This is a genomic window from Mycobacteroides franklinii (assembly GCF_002013895.1).
Lineage (GTDB): Bacteria > Actinomycetota > Actinomycetes > Mycobacteriales > Mycobacteriaceae > Mycobacterium > Mycobacterium franklinii.
The window spans coordinates 154,074-171,398 of record NZ_MAFQ01000007.1; the positions used below are offsets into that span (position 1 = coordinate 154,074).

Below are 17,325 nucleotides of genomic sequence, written 5' to 3' on the forward strand. Positions count from 1 at the left end.
AGGTGACAAAACATTTGCTTACTAGCGGTTTTGTCGGTGTTGCAGATGGTGCAGATGTGACTGTTGCGACTAGGCTGTCGCATATGGCGAGTAAGACTGTCAGCCGTTCACGCGGCCGGAGCACCAAGTCGGGCCCTCGGCCGCGCAACACCGCGCCGACCCGTCGTCCGGCTCCGCGCCGCCGTCCGCAGCGTCGTAACCAGCACTGGACGTCACCGCTGGTGGCGCTGGGGCGCGGGGCGCGTGCGGGGTGGCATGCGTGCGCCCATGGCGTCGGGTCGTTGTTCCGATCGGTGGGCCGTGCCCACGACATCGAGCATGGCCATCGGCGCGACGGTATCGCCCTGGCGTTGCTGGGCGTGGCGTTCGTGGTGGGCGCGAGTTCATGGTTCCATGCCGCCAAGCCGGTCGGCGGCTGGATCGACAACGCCTTCCGTGTGGTCGTCGGTTCCGGCGTCGCCCTGGTTCCGATCATCGCGCTGGTCATCGCGGTGTTCCTGATGCGTACCGAGCCGAACCCGGAGGAGCGTCCGCGCCTGCTGCTGGGCTTCGCGATGGTCGCGCTGCCGATCCTGGGCCTGTGGCACCTGTTCGCGGGCTCCCCGGATTCTTCCGAGGGTCGCTCGGCCGCAGGGGGATTCGTCGGATTCGTCATCGGCGGACCGCTTGCGCAGGGGCTCACCCCATGGATCGCCGCGCCATTGCTCGTGATGGCGATCGTCTTCGGGGTGCTGCTGTTGACGGGCACCACGATTCGCGACATCCCCGAGACCCTTCGGAACATGTTCTCGCCCAGAGACTATGACGAATGGGACGAGGAGTGGGACGACGAGGACTACGAGGAGCATGAGGGCGTCGAGCCCGGGGCCGACTACGAGGCGACGCGCGAATTCACGCGCGGCGCGACCCCGATGGACAACTACCCGCTTGAGGACGAGGCCGCCGCGGCGCCCGAACCACCTGCCCCGCCCGCGCCCAAACCCGCGTCGGTGGTCAAGCCGACCAAGAAGCCCAAGCCGAAACCGCAGATGCCCGTTGTTGACCGGGTAATCGAAGGTCCGTACACCCTGCCGTCGCTGGATCTGCTCATCGCGGGAGATCCGCCGAAGGAGAGCAGTGCGGCGAACGACGAGATGATCGCCGCGATCACCGGGGTGCTCGAGCAGTTCAAGGTCGATGCCGCGGTCACCGGATTCAACCGGGGTCCCACTGTCACCCGCTACGAGGTCGAACTGGGCCCCGGCGTCAAGGTGGAGAAGATCACCGCGCTGCAACGCAATATCGCCTATGCGGTGGCCACCGACAGCGTGCGGCTACTCGCCCCGATCCCCGGTAAGTCGGCGGTCGGCATCGAGGTGCCCAATACCGACCGGGAGATGGTGCGTCTGGCCGATGTGCTGACCGCGCCGGAAACACGCCGTGATCATCATCCGCTGGTGATCGGGCTCGGCAAGGACATCGAAGGCGACTTCATCTCCGCGAACTTGGCCAAGATGCCCCACCTGCTGGTCGCGGGCTCCACCGGTTCGGGCAAGTCGAGCTTCGTCAACTCGATGCTGGTCTCGCTGCTGGCACGGGCCACCCCGGAGGAGGTCAGGATGATCCTGATCGACCCGAAGATGGTGGAACTGACACCCTACGAAGGCATTCCGCACCTGATCACGCCGATCATCACCTCGCCCAAGAAGGCGGCGGCGGCACTGGCGTGGCTGGTCGAGGAGATGGAACAGCGCTACCAGGACATGCAGGCGAGCCGCGTTCGGCACATCAACGACTTCAACGCGAAGGTGCGTTCCGGCGAGATCACCACACCGTTGGGCAGCCAGCGTGAGTACCGGCCGTACCCGTTCATTCTCGCGGTCGTCGACGAACTCGCCGACCTGATGATGACGGCGCCCCGCGATGTCGAGGACGCCATCGTGCGCATCACGCAGAAGGCCCGCGCCGCGGGTATCCACCTGGTGCTGGCCACCCAGCGCCCGTCGGTGGACGTCGTCACCGGCCTCATCAAGACGAATGTGCCCTCGCGCCTTGCCTTTGCGACCTCATCGCTGACCGACAGTCGCGTCATCCTGGACCAGCCCGGTGCCGAGAAGCTCATCGGTATGGGCGACGGATTGTTCCTGCCCATGGGGGCAGGGCGGCCCATCCGTATGCAGGGTGCGTTCATCACCGACGAGGAGATCTCGGCCGTCGTCAACGCCGCCAAGGAACAGGCCGAGCCCGACTACACCGAGGGCGTCACCAACGCCAAGGTCGGTGGGGGCCCCGGCAAGGACGATGTCGATCCCGATATCGGTGACGATATGGACGCCTTCCTTCAGGCCGTCGAGCTCGTGGTGTCGAGCCAGTTCGGCTCGACCTCCATGCTGCAGCGCAAGCTACGGGTCGGTTTCGCCAAGGCGGGCCGCCTCATGGACCTGATGGAGACACGCGGAATCGTCGGCCCCAGTGAGGGATCCAAGGCCCGCGAGGTGATGGTCAAGCCCGAGGACCTCGGCAGCGTGATGGCGTCCATCCGCGGCGGCGGGGGATCCGACGATGAGGACGGAGACGACGGCGGAGTCCCCGAGGACTTCTAGGCGTTCTCGTCGCGCCGCAAGGCGATGGCGTCGCCCACGTCGAAGGATGTGAATCCCTCGGGCGCGGCGATCTCCACGATCGGCTCGTCGCGGTTGTCCCATTCCAGACGCAGCGCGGTGCTCATCACCGCATGCATTTCGTACATCGCCGTGATGTAGGTCAGCTCGAGGATCTCCTCATCGGAGAGGCCGGCCTTGAGCGCGGCGAACACCCCGTCGGGTACGCGGCCGCCATCGAGCACCAGGCAGTCGGTGTACGCCAGCACTGCGCGCTGCACTGGGCTGAAGCAATCAGCAGTGCTCCACGACGGGATCGCGGCGATCATGTCCTCGGTTATGCCGACGATGCGGCACGACTTGCAGTGCTGGGAGAAGACGAACTGGCTGCGCCGCGCCCAACCCGCCCTGGTCTGCGCGAGTTCACGCAGCACCGGGTCGAGCTTGCGATCAGGGCTGCGGTAGAACGCGAAACCCTGAACCGAGTGCTTCAGCGCATCGGGTACGAGTGCGAAAACCGTCCACCAGTCACCCGGCGTGCCCGTGGTCGTTCCCGGATCGGTGACGGGGTCGCGATCGCCGAAGATCTGGTCGTACATGCGATGGACAAGTCGATCGTCGGTTTCGGCACGGGAAACTTGGCGCAGTCGTGGCATGCCCTCGATCATGGACGATCGCCGCACTGAGCAGACCGCGATTAGAGATGTACGAGCATCCGGGTATTGCCCAAGGTGTTCGGCTTCACGTAGCTCAGGTCGAGGAACTCGGCCACACCGGTGTCGTAGGACCGGCACATTTCCTCGTAGACCTCGGCTGTCACCGGTGTGCCGTCGATTTCACCGAAACCGTGCTTCGCGAAGAAGTCGACCTCGAAGGTCAGCACGAAAACCCTCTTGAGCTCCAGCTCCCTGGCCACCTCCAGCAGGCGGCTGACCAGCGCGTGTCCGACGCCGGAACCCTTGAGACGGGGATGCACCGCGATGGTGCGCACCTCGCCGAGGTCTGACCACAGCACGTGCAAGGCGCCACAGCCGACGATCTCGCCATCGAGAACGGCTACCCAGAATTCCTGGACCGCCTCGTACAGCGTCACAAGGTTCTTCTCCAGCAGAATGCGCCCGGCGTAGACATCGACGAGTGCCTTGATGGCGGGGACATCGGAGGTACGGGCACGACGAACAGTCACCGCGGGGGCGGCGTGCCCCGAATTCCCTGAGATGCCGGATGTGCCTTCAGCGCTCATGCGTGAACAGTAGCCAGCTCCAGAACAGATAGGGTGTTTGACGTGCCGATGCCACCGGAAACCCAGCCCGATTCCGCGGCCTCGGCTGCGCCGGTGCCGGTGCTGAACATCGCCAACGTCCTGACGGTGCTGCGCATCCTGCTGGTGCCGGTGTTCATCGTCGTCCTGTTCACCGAGGGTGGGCACCAATCTTCCTGGCGCATTGCCGCTTTCGGAGTATTCGCGCTGGCCATCGCCACTGACCGATACGACGGCGTGCTGGCTCGCCGCTACAGCCTGGTGACCCCGTTCGGCCAGCTCGCCGACCCGATCGCCGACAAGGCCCTCATCGGCGCGGCGCTGGTGGGCCTGAGCGTGCTCGGAGATCTGCCGTGGTGGGTCACCGCGGTCATCCTGGTGCGTGAGATCGGTATCACCGTGCTGCGCCTCTCGGTGCTCCGCAGCGGCGTGATCCCCGCGAATCGGGGTGGCAAACTCAAGACCATGGTGCAGTCGTTGGCGATCGCCGGCTACCTGCTGCCGTTGACGGGGTACTGGCATACCGGTGCCGTGGTGCTCATGGGACTCGCCGTCGTGCTCACCGTCCTCACCGGCGCCGACTATCTGGTACAGGCGCTGCGTCCGCGGCCGAAAACCGCATGACCAGAGGCTAGATACCCGCCGCGGATGTCCTGATCCTTGAGGCGAGCCGTCTTGCTTCCTCGGGTCAACGACGTGAGTAGCGCCCGGGTGAGGCGTGTGTGGACCAGCCAGGTCACCGCACGCCGCATGAGTAGTTCCGTGCGGTCAAGGAACGCGCCGCCCGGTACGGCGAGCAACACGGTATCGATCAGGGCTTTCTGGACAGGCTCTACGACCTGATCATCGGTGAGACATGCCGGGTGGAGTCGGTGGTCGTTGGGCTACGGGTTGACTAACCGGGCACGGGAACGTCTTGTCGATGAGATCGTTGGCCAGGGCCGCAGCACGTCTCGAAATGCCCAATCGGCCCAACGAGTGATTCCGGTCGCCGACCTGACGGCAGGTTCTCATCCGAGCTGTGAATGGCGACCTGGGTCTTCTCAGGAACCTGTTACCGGGATATTCTCATTAAGTTGTCACAATCCTAAATAACTAAGCTAAGAAACTCCGATAATTCGCTGTCGTACTGTCTAGCGATTCTTGTTCACAGAATATTGGCGATATGCGCTTCAGCGCTTGCTGTCTGACGGGTCGTCCGGTGCAGATTCCGTGAGTAGCCGTATTAGCTGCTTTTCGTCCAGTGCCGTCCACGAGTCATAACTTGCTGGCCAGTCTGTGGGATCATATTGAGGTGATGGGGTCGGTAGGCGACGAATCACGCGGCGTCTACCCAAGACTGGTTTACCCAAGACTGTGTGTGCGTCACGAACCATGATCAGGCAGCCCCACCAGAGCAGCGCTACGGCCACCAAGGCCGCGATCATGCCTGAACCCCAGCGTGTTTGGAATGATGGCATATTACGATAGCTTCGCTTCTCAAGCCAGGGTGGAGCGTTCGGCTCTTGGTGAGTATCTCCCGCGTCCGATTGATGGTTAGTGGTACAAGTAGGTTCGTTACGGTCGCCTTCTCCGCGATTCGTTCGTAGACCTGCTGAGCCACACGGCTGATTTCGTCCTTGCTGCACTCGGGGAATTGTCGCGACAACTCGGTGACTGCAGAAACAACCTCGGCTGAACGCAATCGAGATTCGCTGACCGTGACCATTGCTTCTTCTCATTTAGAGTGCGAGGACGGTGATATGGTTTTCGACTTGAGTGACGTGCGGGGATGACCACGCCGCGGTTTCTGCTTGTCGTTTTTCTGCCCAGGACCGCACGGTGCCCGTGAGGGTGACTTTGTTGCCGGATACGGCGACATCGATGGTCTTGGCGTCGAGCTGGGCATTGCGGATGATGGCGTGCTTGATATGTGCTGCCGTGTCGGCGGCCGCGACGCGCGGGGCCAGGGCGATGGTGTTGCGTACCGAGTGCACGCCTCGGAGGTGTTCGACCGCATGTTCGGCGGCGCGGCGCTGAAAGTCCCACTTCACGTGTCCGCTCAAGGTCACGTGGGAGCCGTTCACTTCGGCCTTGACCGTGTCGGGGATGTTCGTGGCCCCTCTGAGAGCACGGTCGATTTCCTTGGCGATATCGGTCTCGGTGACCACTATCGAGGTAGGCGGGTGCACACGCAGATCATCGACGATCGCGGTCACACCACGTACCCGCAATGCGGCGCGCTTAGCGGCGAGGAGGTGCGAATAATTGCAGACCTCCCCAGCCAGCGTGACGGTCCCGTCGTTGACAGCGACCCCGACATGGGCGGCGTCCACGTCGGAAGCCCATTCCAGTTCGTCGCGGACCAGGTCCTGGATTCGTGAGTCGTTCCGGGTGGGGTTTGCAGTAGTCATGCCTTCTTCTCCCTGATTGTCGGAACTAACAGCACAAGCTCTTTGTGCGATGCTGCCCGCTGGTGAGGACAGTCCCTAGTGTCATTGGTCCACACCTTCTGGGACACGAAGTTGGTTTGGGTTTGGTGCTCACTGAGTCGATCTTCAAGACTGCCCGCCGGGGAGCGCGGACCCTAGCAACCCCACGCTGGGCCCGCTGCAGCGGTTCACCGAAGGCAAAACGGTCACCATCGACATGCACAACGAGACCGGCACCCCCAAACAGCTGCACTGGCACGGCCAAACCCTGCCGGTGAATGTCGCACACGGGCTATTTCGTCACCAAATGCCTGCTGAGTGGCCCCAGTTCGCAAGGAGAGGTGTCAGGAAGTAGGTAGCGATCGCAAGCGGTATGCCGATCCAAACCCACGCAGTGGGTAGCTTGACCACGGTGACCGCGACCGCCGATATAAGCGAGATCGTGACAGCAGCGATCAATGCGATCATCGGGAACGCTGTTGCCCAATGATGGCCTTCGGGTGTGCAAACGTCGCCGCGGCAACCGTCAGTTGCGACCGCAGCGACAAGCAGCCACAGCCAGCTACTCGCTGCTGCGATACCCGAGAGGATGGTTACCGCTGCGAGATACAGCCCGATTTCGAGCGTTCGTCGGCGTTCCATCTTGATCATGCTGTGGAGCCTTGCGTGTCCGTTGTGGATCCGGTAGTGACCTACGGCTCCGATCATCGGGTCATTTGATGACTGACTGCTCGGTTTGTTGTGAAGAAGGCAGAAGTCACCGGCGTGTGTCCACGCTTTCCTGCGGATGAGGGCATGTTTTTTGGGGGATTGTAGCGGGCAGGGTTGGGCGCCGTTGACTATCCCGTGCGGGGAGCCAGTCCCTATCGCAGGGCTGTGTTCGGAGAGTCGACTAGCGCCAGGGGTTTTGGGTTCCCCGTCATACCAAGCACCGATGTCACCGCTTCTGCGGTGGCATCACATCAGATGGAGGTAGCTTGACGCGAGCACTATGTGGCCATGGGTCATCGGCGCATTTGTCCTGCTCATGGGTTTGATCGTCATCATCCTTCACCCCTATTGGCGGGGAGCCGCGGCGATCACGGTCTCTCTGCTGGGATGGTTTACCGCGATCAAAGGCCTGGCACTGATGGCCATGCCCGAAACCCCTGGGATGGGGACACAAGCTGGCACATACCGCGGGGTGGTGGCAAGTCAGCTCAGTTGCTGTTGCGTTGGTCGGGCTGTACCTGATCGTGATCGGCTGGGCACCCGCAGCAAGGCGTCGTCCAGCATTTGAGCAGGCCACACGTCCACCGCTATGATTTGCCCCGCGCCGCATAACCGCTTGCTGACGATCAGCCAGCCCCCGAAATCGCAGCTGAATACAGAGTTTCTCGAGCTGGCGCTGCCGCCCACCTCTAGTGTTCTCAAGTTCCGACGGCCAGCCGTCATTATCCGGGCTGGGTTGGGCGCACCTCCCTATTACTGGCCAGTGCAGGCACTATGGCCCTCGGCGATCGCCCACGCCAGTGGAAATAGTTGATGTATGGACTATCGGCGCTTCGACGGCGGTTTGGATATCGGTCAGCTTCCCGCAGGCGCCGAACAGCTGGGCAGCAGGCAAGCCATGCAACTGCTCGCCAGTGTCGGGTACGGACGGATCGTGTTCACATTCAACGCACTTCCCGCGATCCGGCCACTTAACCATGTCGTAGAGCACGGCCTGATCATCCTCCGTACCCGGCTAACCTTTCCAGCTTCCATCGCCGCGCAACCCGCCAACGCCGTAGTGGTCACCTACGAAGCCGACAACTTCGATCCTCTAACCGAAACGGGCTGGACCGTTGTCATCACCGGGCAGGCAAACACCCTCACCAACCCCGATCAGACCTCACACTACAAACAGTCACTGCTCCCATGGATCAATCACGGCACCGACACTGTCCTCGCAATCAAACCCAACATCATCACCGGCTTCCGCATCACTCAAAAGCCATAACCCACCCCGAAAAGGGAAGCTAGGCCTATACATCGACTCTTGGATGGCAGTGCGCCTGCTCTGCGTCGGAGGGGCGGTAAGCCCTAGGGACGATTCGGATTAACGCCGTTGCCGATGGCAGTGTTTTGTGGTCGGCCTTCGGTGAAGGCGGTGATGTTGGACATTGTTGTCTCGGCGATGCGCTGCACCGCTTCGCGGGTGTTGAAGGCGCTATGTGGGGTTACTACCACGTTGGGCATTCGCAGCAGTACATGATCGGCCACCACGTTGATGAGGTGGACTTGGTCGTCGAAGCGGGCGCAGATCAGCTCCGCTTCTTCACGGATCACGGGCTCATCGGGCAGCACGTCGAGGCCGGCGGCGGCCACCTTTCCGGCTCGCAAGGCCGTGATGAGCGCCCGCACGTTGATCAGAGTGCCGCGCGCGGTGTTGATTAGTACAACACCGGTTTTCATACGGGCAAACTCGTTATCGGAGAGCAGGTTACGCGTTGCCGGTGTAGCTGGCACGTGCAACGTTACTACGTCCGCTGCGGCTAATAACTCGGGTAGTGGCTCGTAACGAAATCCCAGTTTTCGCGCCAGCTCGTGGTCAGGTTTCAGGTCGCAGGCAATTATGGTCATGCCGAACCCACGGCCGATTCGGATGACGTTGCGCCCGATGCTGCCGGTGCCCACAACGCCGAGTACCTTGCCCTCAAGATCAAAGCCCTGCAGGCCCTTTGGCGTGTAAGGGCCGGTTCGTGCCCGTTCGACAGCTTCAAGCAGGCGGTGACTGATCGCAAGGAGCAGTGCGAACACGTGCTCGGCGACTGTGTTGGCACCGTAACTGGGCACGTTGCTGACGGTAATCGCGCGTTGCGTGCAGTAGGCGGTATCAATGTGATCAAAGCCGGTGGATCGGGTGGCGATCAGTTTGACCGCCGGCAACTTCTCTAGCACGCTGCGGCTGAGTTCGGAGTACAGGAACGTTGAGATTATCTCCGCGTCGGCATATTCAGCAGCATTGATTGCCCGCAACGGCTCGCTAATCAGCCTAAGTTCATGTGTACGCCTTAAGGGGCTGAAGATAGGTTCTTCATATGACTCGGCTTCGAAGACAATGACTTTCATCGCCTAGGGGCTTCCAGACGGTCTGGGGTTGCGGTGCAGAGTCCGAATCGAACCTCGAATACCCGAGTTCGCTTCTTGACTGACTCGTATGTCAGCTTTATCGCGAGCCGTACCACCGTCGGTATAGGTAAAAGCTCCCGCTCACCCAGCACTAAAAATGTTGTTGTGGAATGGATTTCAGGGCAGATCACCGATCACCTCGCTGCTGGAACCTGACCAGACAATCCAATCTTCACCCACCAGCTGCTGGGTCGGTAGAGTCTTCGGTCCCTCGCTAGTGTTCGGGTCCATCCGAACAGACCACACTTAGCTCAGCTGTCGGCAGTGGCGCGGGTTGGCTCTTGGTTGATCGATGATCCTGGCCCGGTATCCAGAGTTTTACGGGGCGTCGCAGGTCCGCGGGAGGGAGCCGAATGGCTCTAGAGGCCGATCACGTCAGGAGCCAGCATGGAATACATCGTGTGCCGTTCGGCACACCACCCAACCAATGGAAAGAGATTAACAATGACTACTACCGCAAATGTGGCCGGCAGCGATATAGAAGTTCAGGCTGGGGTGCAGGAAGAACTGGATTGGGCACCGGACGTGGATGCCGCACATATCGGTGTGGCAGTCAATGGCGGAGCGGTCACCTTGTCCGGGGAGGTCAGGGCGTACTCGGAGCTGTTGGCCGCTAAGCGGGCGGCAATGCGAGTGCGGGGGGTGACGGCCATCGTCAAGGTCATAAGTTGTTAAACTACCCTCATGTCTGTGAGGAAATCTGCTGGTCAGCGTGTTGGGGTGGGGTCGGCGGCGATTTATGCCCGGATTTCCTCGGATGTGGAGGGCACGGGGTTGGGGGTGGCGCGGCAGTTGGAGGATTGCCGCAAGCTCGCCGCGGATCGGGGTTGGCCGGTCGGGGCCGAGTACGTCGACAACGATGTGTCGGCGTTTTCCGGCAAGCCGCGACGCCAGTACGCCCGGATGCTGGCTGATCTGGCATCAGGTGATCGTGATGCGGTGATCGTCTACAACTTGGATCGGCTGCATCGGCGTCCGGTGGAGCTGGAGGAGTTCGTCACGCTGTGCGAGTCGGTCGGTGTGCGCGATGTGGCGACGGTGACCGCCGACATCGACTTGGGTAATGATGACGGGCTGTTCATGGCCCGCATTTTCGCGGCGTTCGCCGCCAAGGAGTCCGGCCGCAAGTCGGCCCGTATCCGCCGCAAAATGTTGCAGAACGCCCAGGCCGGGTTGCCACACGGTTCAGCACGCCCGTTCGGGTATGAGGCCGACAAGATCACCGTGCGCGAATCAGAGGCCGCAGTGGTCCGTGAGATGGTGGACCGGTATCTGGCGGGCCAATCGCTGCGGTCGTTGACGATCTGGCTCAACGAGTCCCAGGTCGCGCCGAGCGTGGCGGCATCGTGGCAGACCACCGCGGTGCGCCAAGTGTTGTCCTCGGGCCGTATCGCCGGGTTGCGCGAGCATCGCGGAGAAGTGATCGGTCAGGCGGTGTGGCCGGCGATCATCACTCCAGTGCAGCGGGATCGGGTATTGGCGCGGATGGCGGCACGCTCGGTGACCAAGACCCGCACCGCCCGCACCTACCTGTTGTCGGGGATGTTGCGCTGCGGACGCTGCGGCAACCGACTGTATTCCCAAGCTCGGCACAGCAATCCGCAGAATCGGATACGCCGCTATGTGTGTTTGAAGGGGCCGGATCATGGTGGGTGTGGCCGGTTGACGGTGGTCGCCGCCCCGGTCGAGGAACTGCTGGCTGAGGCGGTGCTGGCGCGGCTGGATTCACCGCAGTTGGCCGACGTGTTGGCCGGCAAAGCCACCGCTGATGCTGATGTTTCCGCGTTGGCCGCCCAGGTCGATGCCGATCAGGAACGTCTTGATGAGTTGGCCGGCTTGTATGCCGATGGGGCGATCACGGCGCGGGAGTGGATTGCGGCGCGTGATCCGATCACCGAACGCATCACGACGGCACGCCGAGATATTGCTGCGGCGACTGACACGACGGCGGTGTTCGAGTTGGCCGGGACCGGCGGGGTGTTGCGCACCGACTGGGACGGAATGGATTTGGGTCGCCAGCAGGCGATCGTCAAAGCGGTGTTGGATCACGCCGTGATTGCACCGGGCACACCGGGTGCGCGCCGCCTGGACATCGACCGGGTGGCCCCGGTGTGGCGGGTCTGACCCGACGACGTCGGCGGGCGATCGGCCCCAAGGAGCGTGGCGATCCGGGCGATGACGGTCGGGTCGGTCACGGTGACCGGCACGTCGTGGCGTTCACACGATGCGGTCAGCCACGCGATGAACTCGGGCCGCTCATGAAGGGGCAGCACGCCGGAGTCACTACTGCTAGCGGCGTCTCCCGTCGCGTCACCGGGTGTGCTGGTCATTATCCGGCACCCGGCAGCATGGGCGGGATTATCCCAGTGGCGCAGCGGGATTCGGTGATACCAGCGATGCGGGCAGCGATGTGACGCAGGGCTGCGGAGACGACCAGCACCCGGTCGCCGGCGCTGGCGTGTCCAGCGTAGTCGAACTCCCAGAACACCTCATCGGAGTCGAGCGCCGCGTAAGGCCGCTGGTCGGGGCCGGTCACCGCGCCGCCGTTTGAAGTTCCGTTTCGTTGCGTTGCGTCTTTCGTTACTTGCTGGCGGGTCCAGGTGGCGCGGGCGGTCCGCAGGGCGCCCAAGGTGGTGGAGAAGTGCCGGGATTTGGTGGTGATGTGCCCGCGATACCCGAGGGTGTGCAGCCAGCGCCCGATCCCCGCCACCGCGCCACTACCGTGTTCGGCCAGCTCGGCGATGGTGGCCAAGATGGCCCGCACATGCTCACTGACATCCAAGCCGGTGATCGCTTCGGCGGACAGGCGTCGCGCGGTGATCCCGAAGTCGTGCAACGATTTGGTGACGTATTTCGCTAAATAGGCGGCGACCCGGCGCGGTGAAAGCCGCGACGATGCGCCTGTTACTGTTCCCGGTACGGTGGGATCGTGTGCAGCCGTGCCTGTTTCGGATGCCAATGCTTGAATGTCGATTTGGGTGCCGAACCGCAGCGTGCGCACGCCGTCCCGGCGGGGGTCATCGCCGCCGGCGGGTATCTCGATGCGGACGCGATCGGCGGCTTGGTGAATCAGAGCGGTCAGCTCGGTGGCGGTGATCGGTGACGACCAGCCCGCATCCTGGCCGACTCTGGAACGGGGCTCCCCACCACCCCGAGGGGCGGCGGGGCCGTCACTGATGTGATCACCTGACGCGGTGGGCCGATCACCGGGTGGGTCGAGGCGGATCAGTGCGTGAATGTGCGGGATGGCACGCACTTGCAACTCCACCACCTTGACAAAACTAACCCGCACCGAATCCGTAGAAAAGCCAATGGCTTTCAGATGCGCGGTGATGGCGCGTCGTAGTGCGATGGTTAAGCGCCGCCACAGTTCGGGCAGATGCCACGTGAACAGCACATGCCCGAGATAGTCATAGCAGTCCGCGCACAGTGGCTGACCCACGACGGGATCATCAACGGCATGACTCGTGTTGCAGTGCAGCGGGTTTCCGTGTCGGCAGTGCTGTGTCGTGACGCGTGGTGTGCGTGCGTGGCAGGTGGTTCCGGTAGCGTTGTGCACGGCCCCGTAGCCGGGTGCGGTGAGCGTGGCGAACACCTGCGGACGATCGGCAACCTCAGCAGGTACGTCGTGGTGGCCGCCGGCGGCGCCGGCGTGTACCAGCTGCCAGGTGTCGCGGGCATACAAATCTGCACACGACGGGCAGACGGTGGCGCGACGGTTGTTGCAGCGCGTCCACACCGCATGTTGGCGCCCGGCCGTGTCGGCGCCGACCAGCTGGATCGGGTGGGCGCAGTAGCCGACCGATTCCACCCGCCGCCACCACGACCCGAAACCGGGTGAGGAGGCGCGGCGGCACATCTGGCTGATCACCGCATCCGCATCGATAGTGGTGGGCAGGCCCGGCAGCACGATCACCGGGCCCGGCGTCGTCAAGCTGTTCACCGATTTCCATGTTCGCCGGGGCGCGGTACCCGAAAAGTACGGGCCAAAACGCTGATGTCGCGGTCGGTGACGTGAAAGGCCCGGACCCGTGCCGGGTCGGCGGTGCCGTCGATCATCACGTAGCCGATCCCCGGGGTGGCATCGGCGATCAGGTCGCATTCGGCGCCGGCATCGCGGGCTCCTTGTCCGAGCACCATCGCGGTCTGGGTGGCTTCGGTCATGCGCAGCCCGATGCGCACGGTGAACAGTTGGCGCACCGGCAGGGTGTCTTTGGCCGGGTCTTGCACCGCGGCCACCACCGAAATCCCGACCGCCCGCCCCTGCGATAACAGCAGCCCGAGTAGGTGTTCGATCTCGGCACGCAGTTTGCGGTCGCTGACATAGGCGGTCAGCGCGGCAATCTCGTCGATGATCACCACATACAGCGGCTCGCCGACAGTGGGGTTGTGCAGTCGGGTGTGCCCGCGCAGCCGGGCGGCGCGTGCGTGCATCAGCTCCACCAGCTGCCGCAGCAGCTCCACGGTGGGTTGCCCCGTGTGATAGCAGAACCGGGTGAACAGCGGTGCGCCGGCGCCGAGTTCCATGCCGCCTTTGGGGTCGATCACCCACAGCCGCACCCGCCCGGTTTTCACTTGGGGTGCCAGCCCGGCGATCAGCGACCACAGCACCGAACCCTTGCCCGCTCCGGTGGCACCGGCAACCAGCAGGTGCTGCCCGAGCACCGGCAACGTCCACCAGCGCCGTGATTCGGTGACCCCGACCCGCACCGCGCCCAGATCGACCTCAGTGGCCGGGGTTGGCATCGGTACCGCGATCGGCTGGCCGAGCACATCACCGCGGCCGATGATGATCCGCAGCTGCCCCGGCGCCGTGGCGCGGATCGTCAACCGCTGCGCACCCCAGGTCGCCGCCAGCGCGGGGGCGCGTTTTTGCCAGTCAGCAATCGACTGGCCGGTCACCACGCGCAAGCACAGTACGTCGGCGTGGCGGCCGATCCGCACCGACTCCACGGCGGGCACCAGCGTGCGCTCACCCAGTTTGGCGGTCAGCCCGTGCAGGGCGCACACCGATGCCCAGTTGCGGTGATACCGCCACCACGCCCAGAACCGCTGCCGCAGCGGGTTGGTCACCCACCGGCTAAACGATGACGGCTCGCATACCGACCAGCCGACATATGCCGCGATCTCCGCGATGGCGGTCAACACGCCGGCCCGCGCCCCGTGGCTGACGGTGACCCAGAGCGCCACGATGACCGGGACGCTCAGGACGGGAAACAGGATCGCCCACCACAGTAGCTGTCCGGCGGCTTTGACTGCCGCCACGATCAGCTCACCGATCCAGTCATCATCGGGTGATGGATTGTTGTTGTGGGGCTTATTGTTTGGGGTATTCGACATGACGGCCTGCTTTCACTGACGACGGAAAAAAGGGAAGGAGTGGGGGTGCCAGCCCGGCAGCCCCGACGCGCTGGTGTGCGCAACTGCCGGGCCGGCATCCGGTTACCGGGCCTGCTGGCCCGTCTTGACGGTCGCCGTGGCGGGGTCGGTGGCGGTGATGGATTCGGCGCGATACGCGATGCCCGAGCGGCCGTCTTGCGACCACGGCAACGCCACCAGACCCGCTACCGCCACCGGCTGGCCGACAGTGACTTTCGGTTCACCGACCACGGTGACCGCCAGCACTTCGCCGCCGGTGGCGTCCAGGGCGATCAACTGCACCTGCCACAGCGCTTGCCCGGTGGCCTTGTCGACGCGTGGTGCCCCGGTGTCGAAATTGGTGCGCTGCTCAGGAACCCGCGTGCACAAGAACGTCACGCCGCTCGTGTCGATTCTCAGTTTCATGCCGGTGCTGTCCTTCCTCGTTTGTTTTCCCGCGGGTGTGTTCACCCGCCAGACAAGGAAGCGCCATCCCGCGATGCGCCAGGAAGTGATAGGCAGTGATAGCAGTGATGACCGCAAACGCGCACAGGTTGCTGACCTGCGCTGATATATGCGGCATGATCGAAGTCATGGCCGCAGCCGACCCGATCCGCGCACTCAACGCGCAGCGGCTCAGCGCGGCCCGCAAGCGCTACGGCTACAGCCTGCGCGAGTTGGCGATCGAGGTCGAAAACGTCCGCACGCTACGCGGGGATGCCGACCTGCCCACCCAGGAGTCCCTGCGGCAGAAAATCGCCCAGATCGAGCGGACCGGAATGCTCGGCCCGATGTGGCGCGAAGACCTCGCCGCGGTGTTCGGCGTCGAACCCGACGAGATCTTCAGCGTGCCGATCACCACCGACCTGCCGCACCCGCTGCTGCTGCAAGTGCCCGTCGACCGTGACGTAGTGGCCGTCATCGCCGCCCAGCAACATGCCCACATCCGAGCTGAGCACACCTTCGGCCCCCAGCACGCCCGCCCGCTGGTGGAATCTGATCTGCTCACCATCGAATCCTTGATCGTCCACGCGCCATCACAGGTCAAAGCGGAAATGCGGCATGCTGCCGGGACTACCGCCGAGGTCGCCGGGTGGATCGCCCAAGATGTCGGAGATCACGCCGCCGCGGAACGACTCACCCACACCGCCGCCTTGCACCTGCGTACGGCCGGCCCGGCATTCAACGCCATGATCTTGATGCGCCAATCCAACATTCTCACCCGCACCAACCCCGACCTGGCCGCCGCGTTGGCCGCTGATGCCGCCGAACTCATCGACGGCCACGACGTGGGCCGTCTGGCCGCCAGCATCGCCCGCCAACAGGCCCTCGCTGAGCTGGCCAACAAGAATGAGCGGGCCTTTCACCGCCACGCCGCCGCAGCCCTCGAACTCGGTGACCTGCAACCCCACCCGCACGATCATGCGATCTACGCCCACGGCGCCTACGTCGCCAGCGAAATCGCCTCCGGCTACCTACGCATCGGTGACCCCGACAAAGCAGTAGCGCTGCTCGCCGGGCACCATCACGCCTGGACATCACAACAGCATCGCGACCAGACCGTGGCCGACATGCGACTCCTGCACGCCTGGATCGCCACCGGCGAATACCAAAAAGCACTCGCACTGACCGGCACGGCGATCCCGGGCTACCTGGCCGCGCCTTCCCAGCGAGCCAGACGTCATCTGGCCCAGGCAGGCACCATCGTGCGGGAGCGCCGGCGACGAAACAAAGACTCGATCCTGCAACAGCTCGCCGGCCGCATCAAAAACGCCACCCAAGGAGTCCTCCCGTGAGCCGTCGAGTCATTCCCGACAGCACCAGCACAGACCCCGCAACCGCCCGCCCCGTCGCGGTGCTGCCGGTCGGCTCATTCGAACAGCACGGCCCCTACCTGCCGCTGGGCACCGACACCCTCATCGCCAGTGCCATCGCATCATCAATCAATCAGCACCACAGCGTATTTCAGCTACCACCAGTCACATTCGGCTGCTCGCATGAACACGCGGCCTACCCCGGCACCATCAGCATCAGCGCCACCACCCTGGCCGCGATCGTCGCTGACATCATCGAATCGCTGGCACGCCAGAACATCGCCGGGCTGATCGTCGTCAACGGCCACGGCGGCAACGCCGTGCTGACCAACGTCGTCCAACAAGCCAACCACCCCAAGAACCCCGTCAAGGTTGGGCTCTACCCCAGCCGCGAAGACTGGGCCGAAGCCCGCGCCGCCGCCGGAATCCACAGCAGCAACCACGACGACATGCACGCCGGCGAACTGGAAACCTCCATCCTGCTCGCCGCCCACGCCGACTACCTGCGCGAGGGATGGCAGACCAGCGACCACACCGCCAACGACCGCCGCTACCTGACCAGCCTCGGCATCCACGCCTACACGCCCACCGGCGTCATCGGCTCCCCATCCCAGGCCAGCGTCGCCAAAGGCAGCAGTGTCCTCGCCCACCTCGGCCGCAACGCCGACACCCTGATCGGGCTGCTCACCACACGTTGACCAGCAGAACAGACAACTCGGCGGCTACCTCCGGGCTGCGCTGCGCTCCCT

The 17,325-nt window shown here is 63.8% G+C and carries 18 protein-coding genes; 9 read left to right on the forward strand and 9 right to left on the reverse strand.

Features of this window, described 5'->3' with window-relative positions; all coding sequences use genetic code 11:
* The first annotated feature begins 83 nt into the window (after positions 1-83).
* Positions 84-2,582 (forward strand): FtsK/SpoIIIE family DNA translocase, encoded by a 2,499-nt coding sequence (locus B4393_RS13515; protein ID WP_078334581.1) that lies wholly within the window; start codon positions 84-86, stop codon positions 2,580-2,582.
* Here the strand turns inward: B4393_RS13515 and B4393_RS13520 are convergent.
* Complete coding sequence (locus tag B4393_RS13520; RefSeq protein ID WP_078278338.1) at positions 2,579-3,235, reverse strand: carboxymuconolactone decarboxylase family protein; 657 nt, start codon at positions 3,233-3,235, stop codon at positions 2,579-2,581. The two genes, B4393_RS13515 and B4393_RS13520, sit on opposite strands and share 4 nt — an antisense overlap.
* Before the next feature lie 41 nt (positions 3,236-3,276).
* Positions 3,277-3,822 (reverse strand): amino-acid N-acetyltransferase, encoded by a 546-nt coding sequence (locus B4393_RS13525; RefSeq protein ID WP_109558293.1) that lies wholly within the window; start codon positions 3,820-3,822, stop codon positions 3,277-3,279.
* A gap of 42 nt (positions 3,823-3,864) precedes the next feature.
* Between B4393_RS13525 and pgsA the strand changes: the two genes are divergently transcribed.
* The gene (gene pgsA, locus B4393_RS13530; protein ID WP_109558292.1) at positions 3,865-4,464 is read left to right on the forward strand and encodes a CDP-diacylglycerol--glycerol-3-phosphate 3-phosphatidyltransferase; all 600 of its coding nucleotides are present in this window, start codon (positions 3,865-3,867) and stop codon (positions 4,462-4,464) included.
* Positions 4,465-5,561: 1,097 nt separating this feature from the next.
* Here pgsA and B4393_RS13540 read toward each other — a convergent pair.
* Positions 5,562-6,233, reverse strand: a complete 672-nt coding sequence (locus B4393_RS13540; protein WP_078334583.1) for a BON domain-containing protein — start codon at positions 6,231-6,233, stop codon at positions 5,562-5,564.
* Positions 6,234-6,429: 196 nt separating this feature from the next.
* Here B4393_RS13540 and B4393_RS13545 point away from each other — a divergent pair, with 196 nt between their 5' ends.
* On the forward strand, positions 6,430-6,606 hold the full coding sequence (locus B4393_RS13545) for a multicopper oxidase domain-containing protein (protein WP_269087567.1): 177 nt from the start codon (positions 6,430-6,432) through the stop codon (positions 6,604-6,606).
* Here B4393_RS13545 and B4393_RS13550 read toward each other — a convergent pair.
* Positions 6,552-6,893, reverse strand: a complete 342-nt coding sequence (locus tag B4393_RS13550; RefSeq protein WP_157901276.1) for a hypothetical protein — start codon at positions 6,891-6,893, stop codon at positions 6,552-6,554. The two genes, B4393_RS13545 and B4393_RS13550, sit on opposite strands and share 55 nt — an antisense overlap.
* Before the next feature lie 886 nt (positions 6,894-7,779).
* Between B4393_RS13550 and B4393_RS13560 the strand changes: the two genes are divergently transcribed.
* Entirely contained in the window at positions 7,780-8,232 is a 453-nt protein-coding gene (locus B4393_RS13560; RefSeq protein WP_078334586.1) for a pyridoxamine 5'-phosphate oxidase family protein, read from the forward strand.
* A gap of 83 nt (positions 8,233-8,315) precedes the next feature.
* Here B4393_RS13560 and B4393_RS13565 read toward each other — a convergent pair whose 3' ends face one another.
* The gene (locus B4393_RS13565; protein ID WP_078334587.1) at positions 8,316-9,344 is read right to left on the reverse strand and encodes a hydroxyacid dehydrogenase; all 1,029 of its coding nucleotides are present in this window, start codon (positions 9,342-9,344) and stop codon (positions 8,316-8,318) included.
* A gap of 504 nt (positions 9,345-9,848) precedes the next feature.
* On the opposite strand from B4393_RS13565, the gene B4393_RS13570 reads away from it, so the two are divergent.
* Together B4393_RS13570 and B4393_RS13575 are read left to right on the forward strand one after the other, a co-directional pair.
* Positions 9,849-10,079, forward strand: a complete 231-nt coding sequence (locus B4393_RS13570) for a BON domain-containing protein (RefSeq protein ID WP_109558291.1) — start codon at positions 9,849-9,851, stop codon at positions 10,077-10,079.
* A gap of 9 nt (positions 10,080-10,088) precedes the next feature.
* The gene (locus tag B4393_RS13575; RefSeq protein ID WP_078280937.1) at positions 10,089-11,528 is read left to right on the forward strand and encodes a recombinase family protein; all 1,440 of its coding nucleotides are present in this window, start codon (positions 10,089-10,091) and stop codon (positions 11,526-11,528) included.
* On the opposite strand, the gene B4393_RS27810 is transcribed toward B4393_RS13575, so the two are convergent.
* From B4393_RS27810 to B4393_RS13595, 4 genes are all read right to left on the reverse strand, one after another.
* Positions 11,450-11,734, reverse strand: a complete 285-nt coding sequence (locus tag B4393_RS27810) for a hypothetical protein (protein WP_078280936.1) — start codon at positions 11,732-11,734, stop codon at positions 11,450-11,452. The two genes, B4393_RS13575 and B4393_RS27810, sit on opposite strands and share 79 nt — an antisense overlap.
* Positions 11,734-13,347 carry a replication initiator gene (locus B4393_RS13585; RefSeq protein WP_044544022.1) on the reverse strand — a complete coding sequence of 538 codons (1,614 nt, stop codon included), beginning with the start codon at positions 13,345-13,347 and terminating at the stop codon, positions 11,734-11,736. Before B4393_RS13585 ends, B4393_RS27810 begins: the two co-directional genes overlap by 1 nt.
* Complete coding sequence (locus tag B4393_RS13590; RefSeq protein ID WP_044544023.1) at positions 13,344-14,744, reverse strand: FtsK/SpoIIIE domain-containing protein; 1,401 nt, start codon at positions 14,742-14,744, stop codon at positions 13,344-13,346. The genes B4393_RS13585 and B4393_RS13590 overlap by 4 nt, the downstream gene beginning before the upstream one ends.
* A 102-nt stretch (positions 14,745-14,846) precedes the next feature.
* Positions 14,847-15,188 carry an SCO3933 family regulatory protein gene (locus B4393_RS13595; protein ID WP_044544024.1) on the reverse strand — a complete coding sequence of 114 codons (342 nt, stop codon included), beginning with the start codon at positions 15,186-15,188 and terminating at the stop codon, positions 14,847-14,849.
* Between B4393_RS13595 and B4393_RS27465 the strand changes: the two genes are divergently transcribed.
* The 3 genes from B4393_RS27465 to B4393_RS13605 are packed head-to-tail and all read left to right on the forward strand — an operon-like array spanning position 15,145 to position 17,274.
* Positions 15,145-15,333: a hypothetical protein gene (locus B4393_RS27465; RefSeq protein WP_162484155.1), complete on the forward strand. Its 189-nt coding sequence runs from the start codon at positions 15,145-15,147 to the stop codon at positions 15,331-15,333. The two genes, B4393_RS13595 and B4393_RS27465, sit on opposite strands and share 44 nt — an antisense overlap.
* 22 nt (positions 15,334-15,355) lie before the next feature.
* Entirely contained in the window at positions 15,356-16,558 is a 1,203-nt protein-coding gene (locus B4393_RS13600; protein ID WP_044544410.1) for a hypothetical protein, read from the forward strand.
* Positions 16,555-17,274, forward strand: coding sequence for a creatininase family protein (locus B4393_RS13605; RefSeq protein ID WP_044544025.1), 720 nt, complete (start codon positions 16,555-16,557; stop codon positions 17,272-17,274). Before B4393_RS13600 ends, B4393_RS13605 begins: the two co-directional genes overlap by 4 nt.
* Positions 17,275-17,325: the final 51 nt, after the last annotated feature.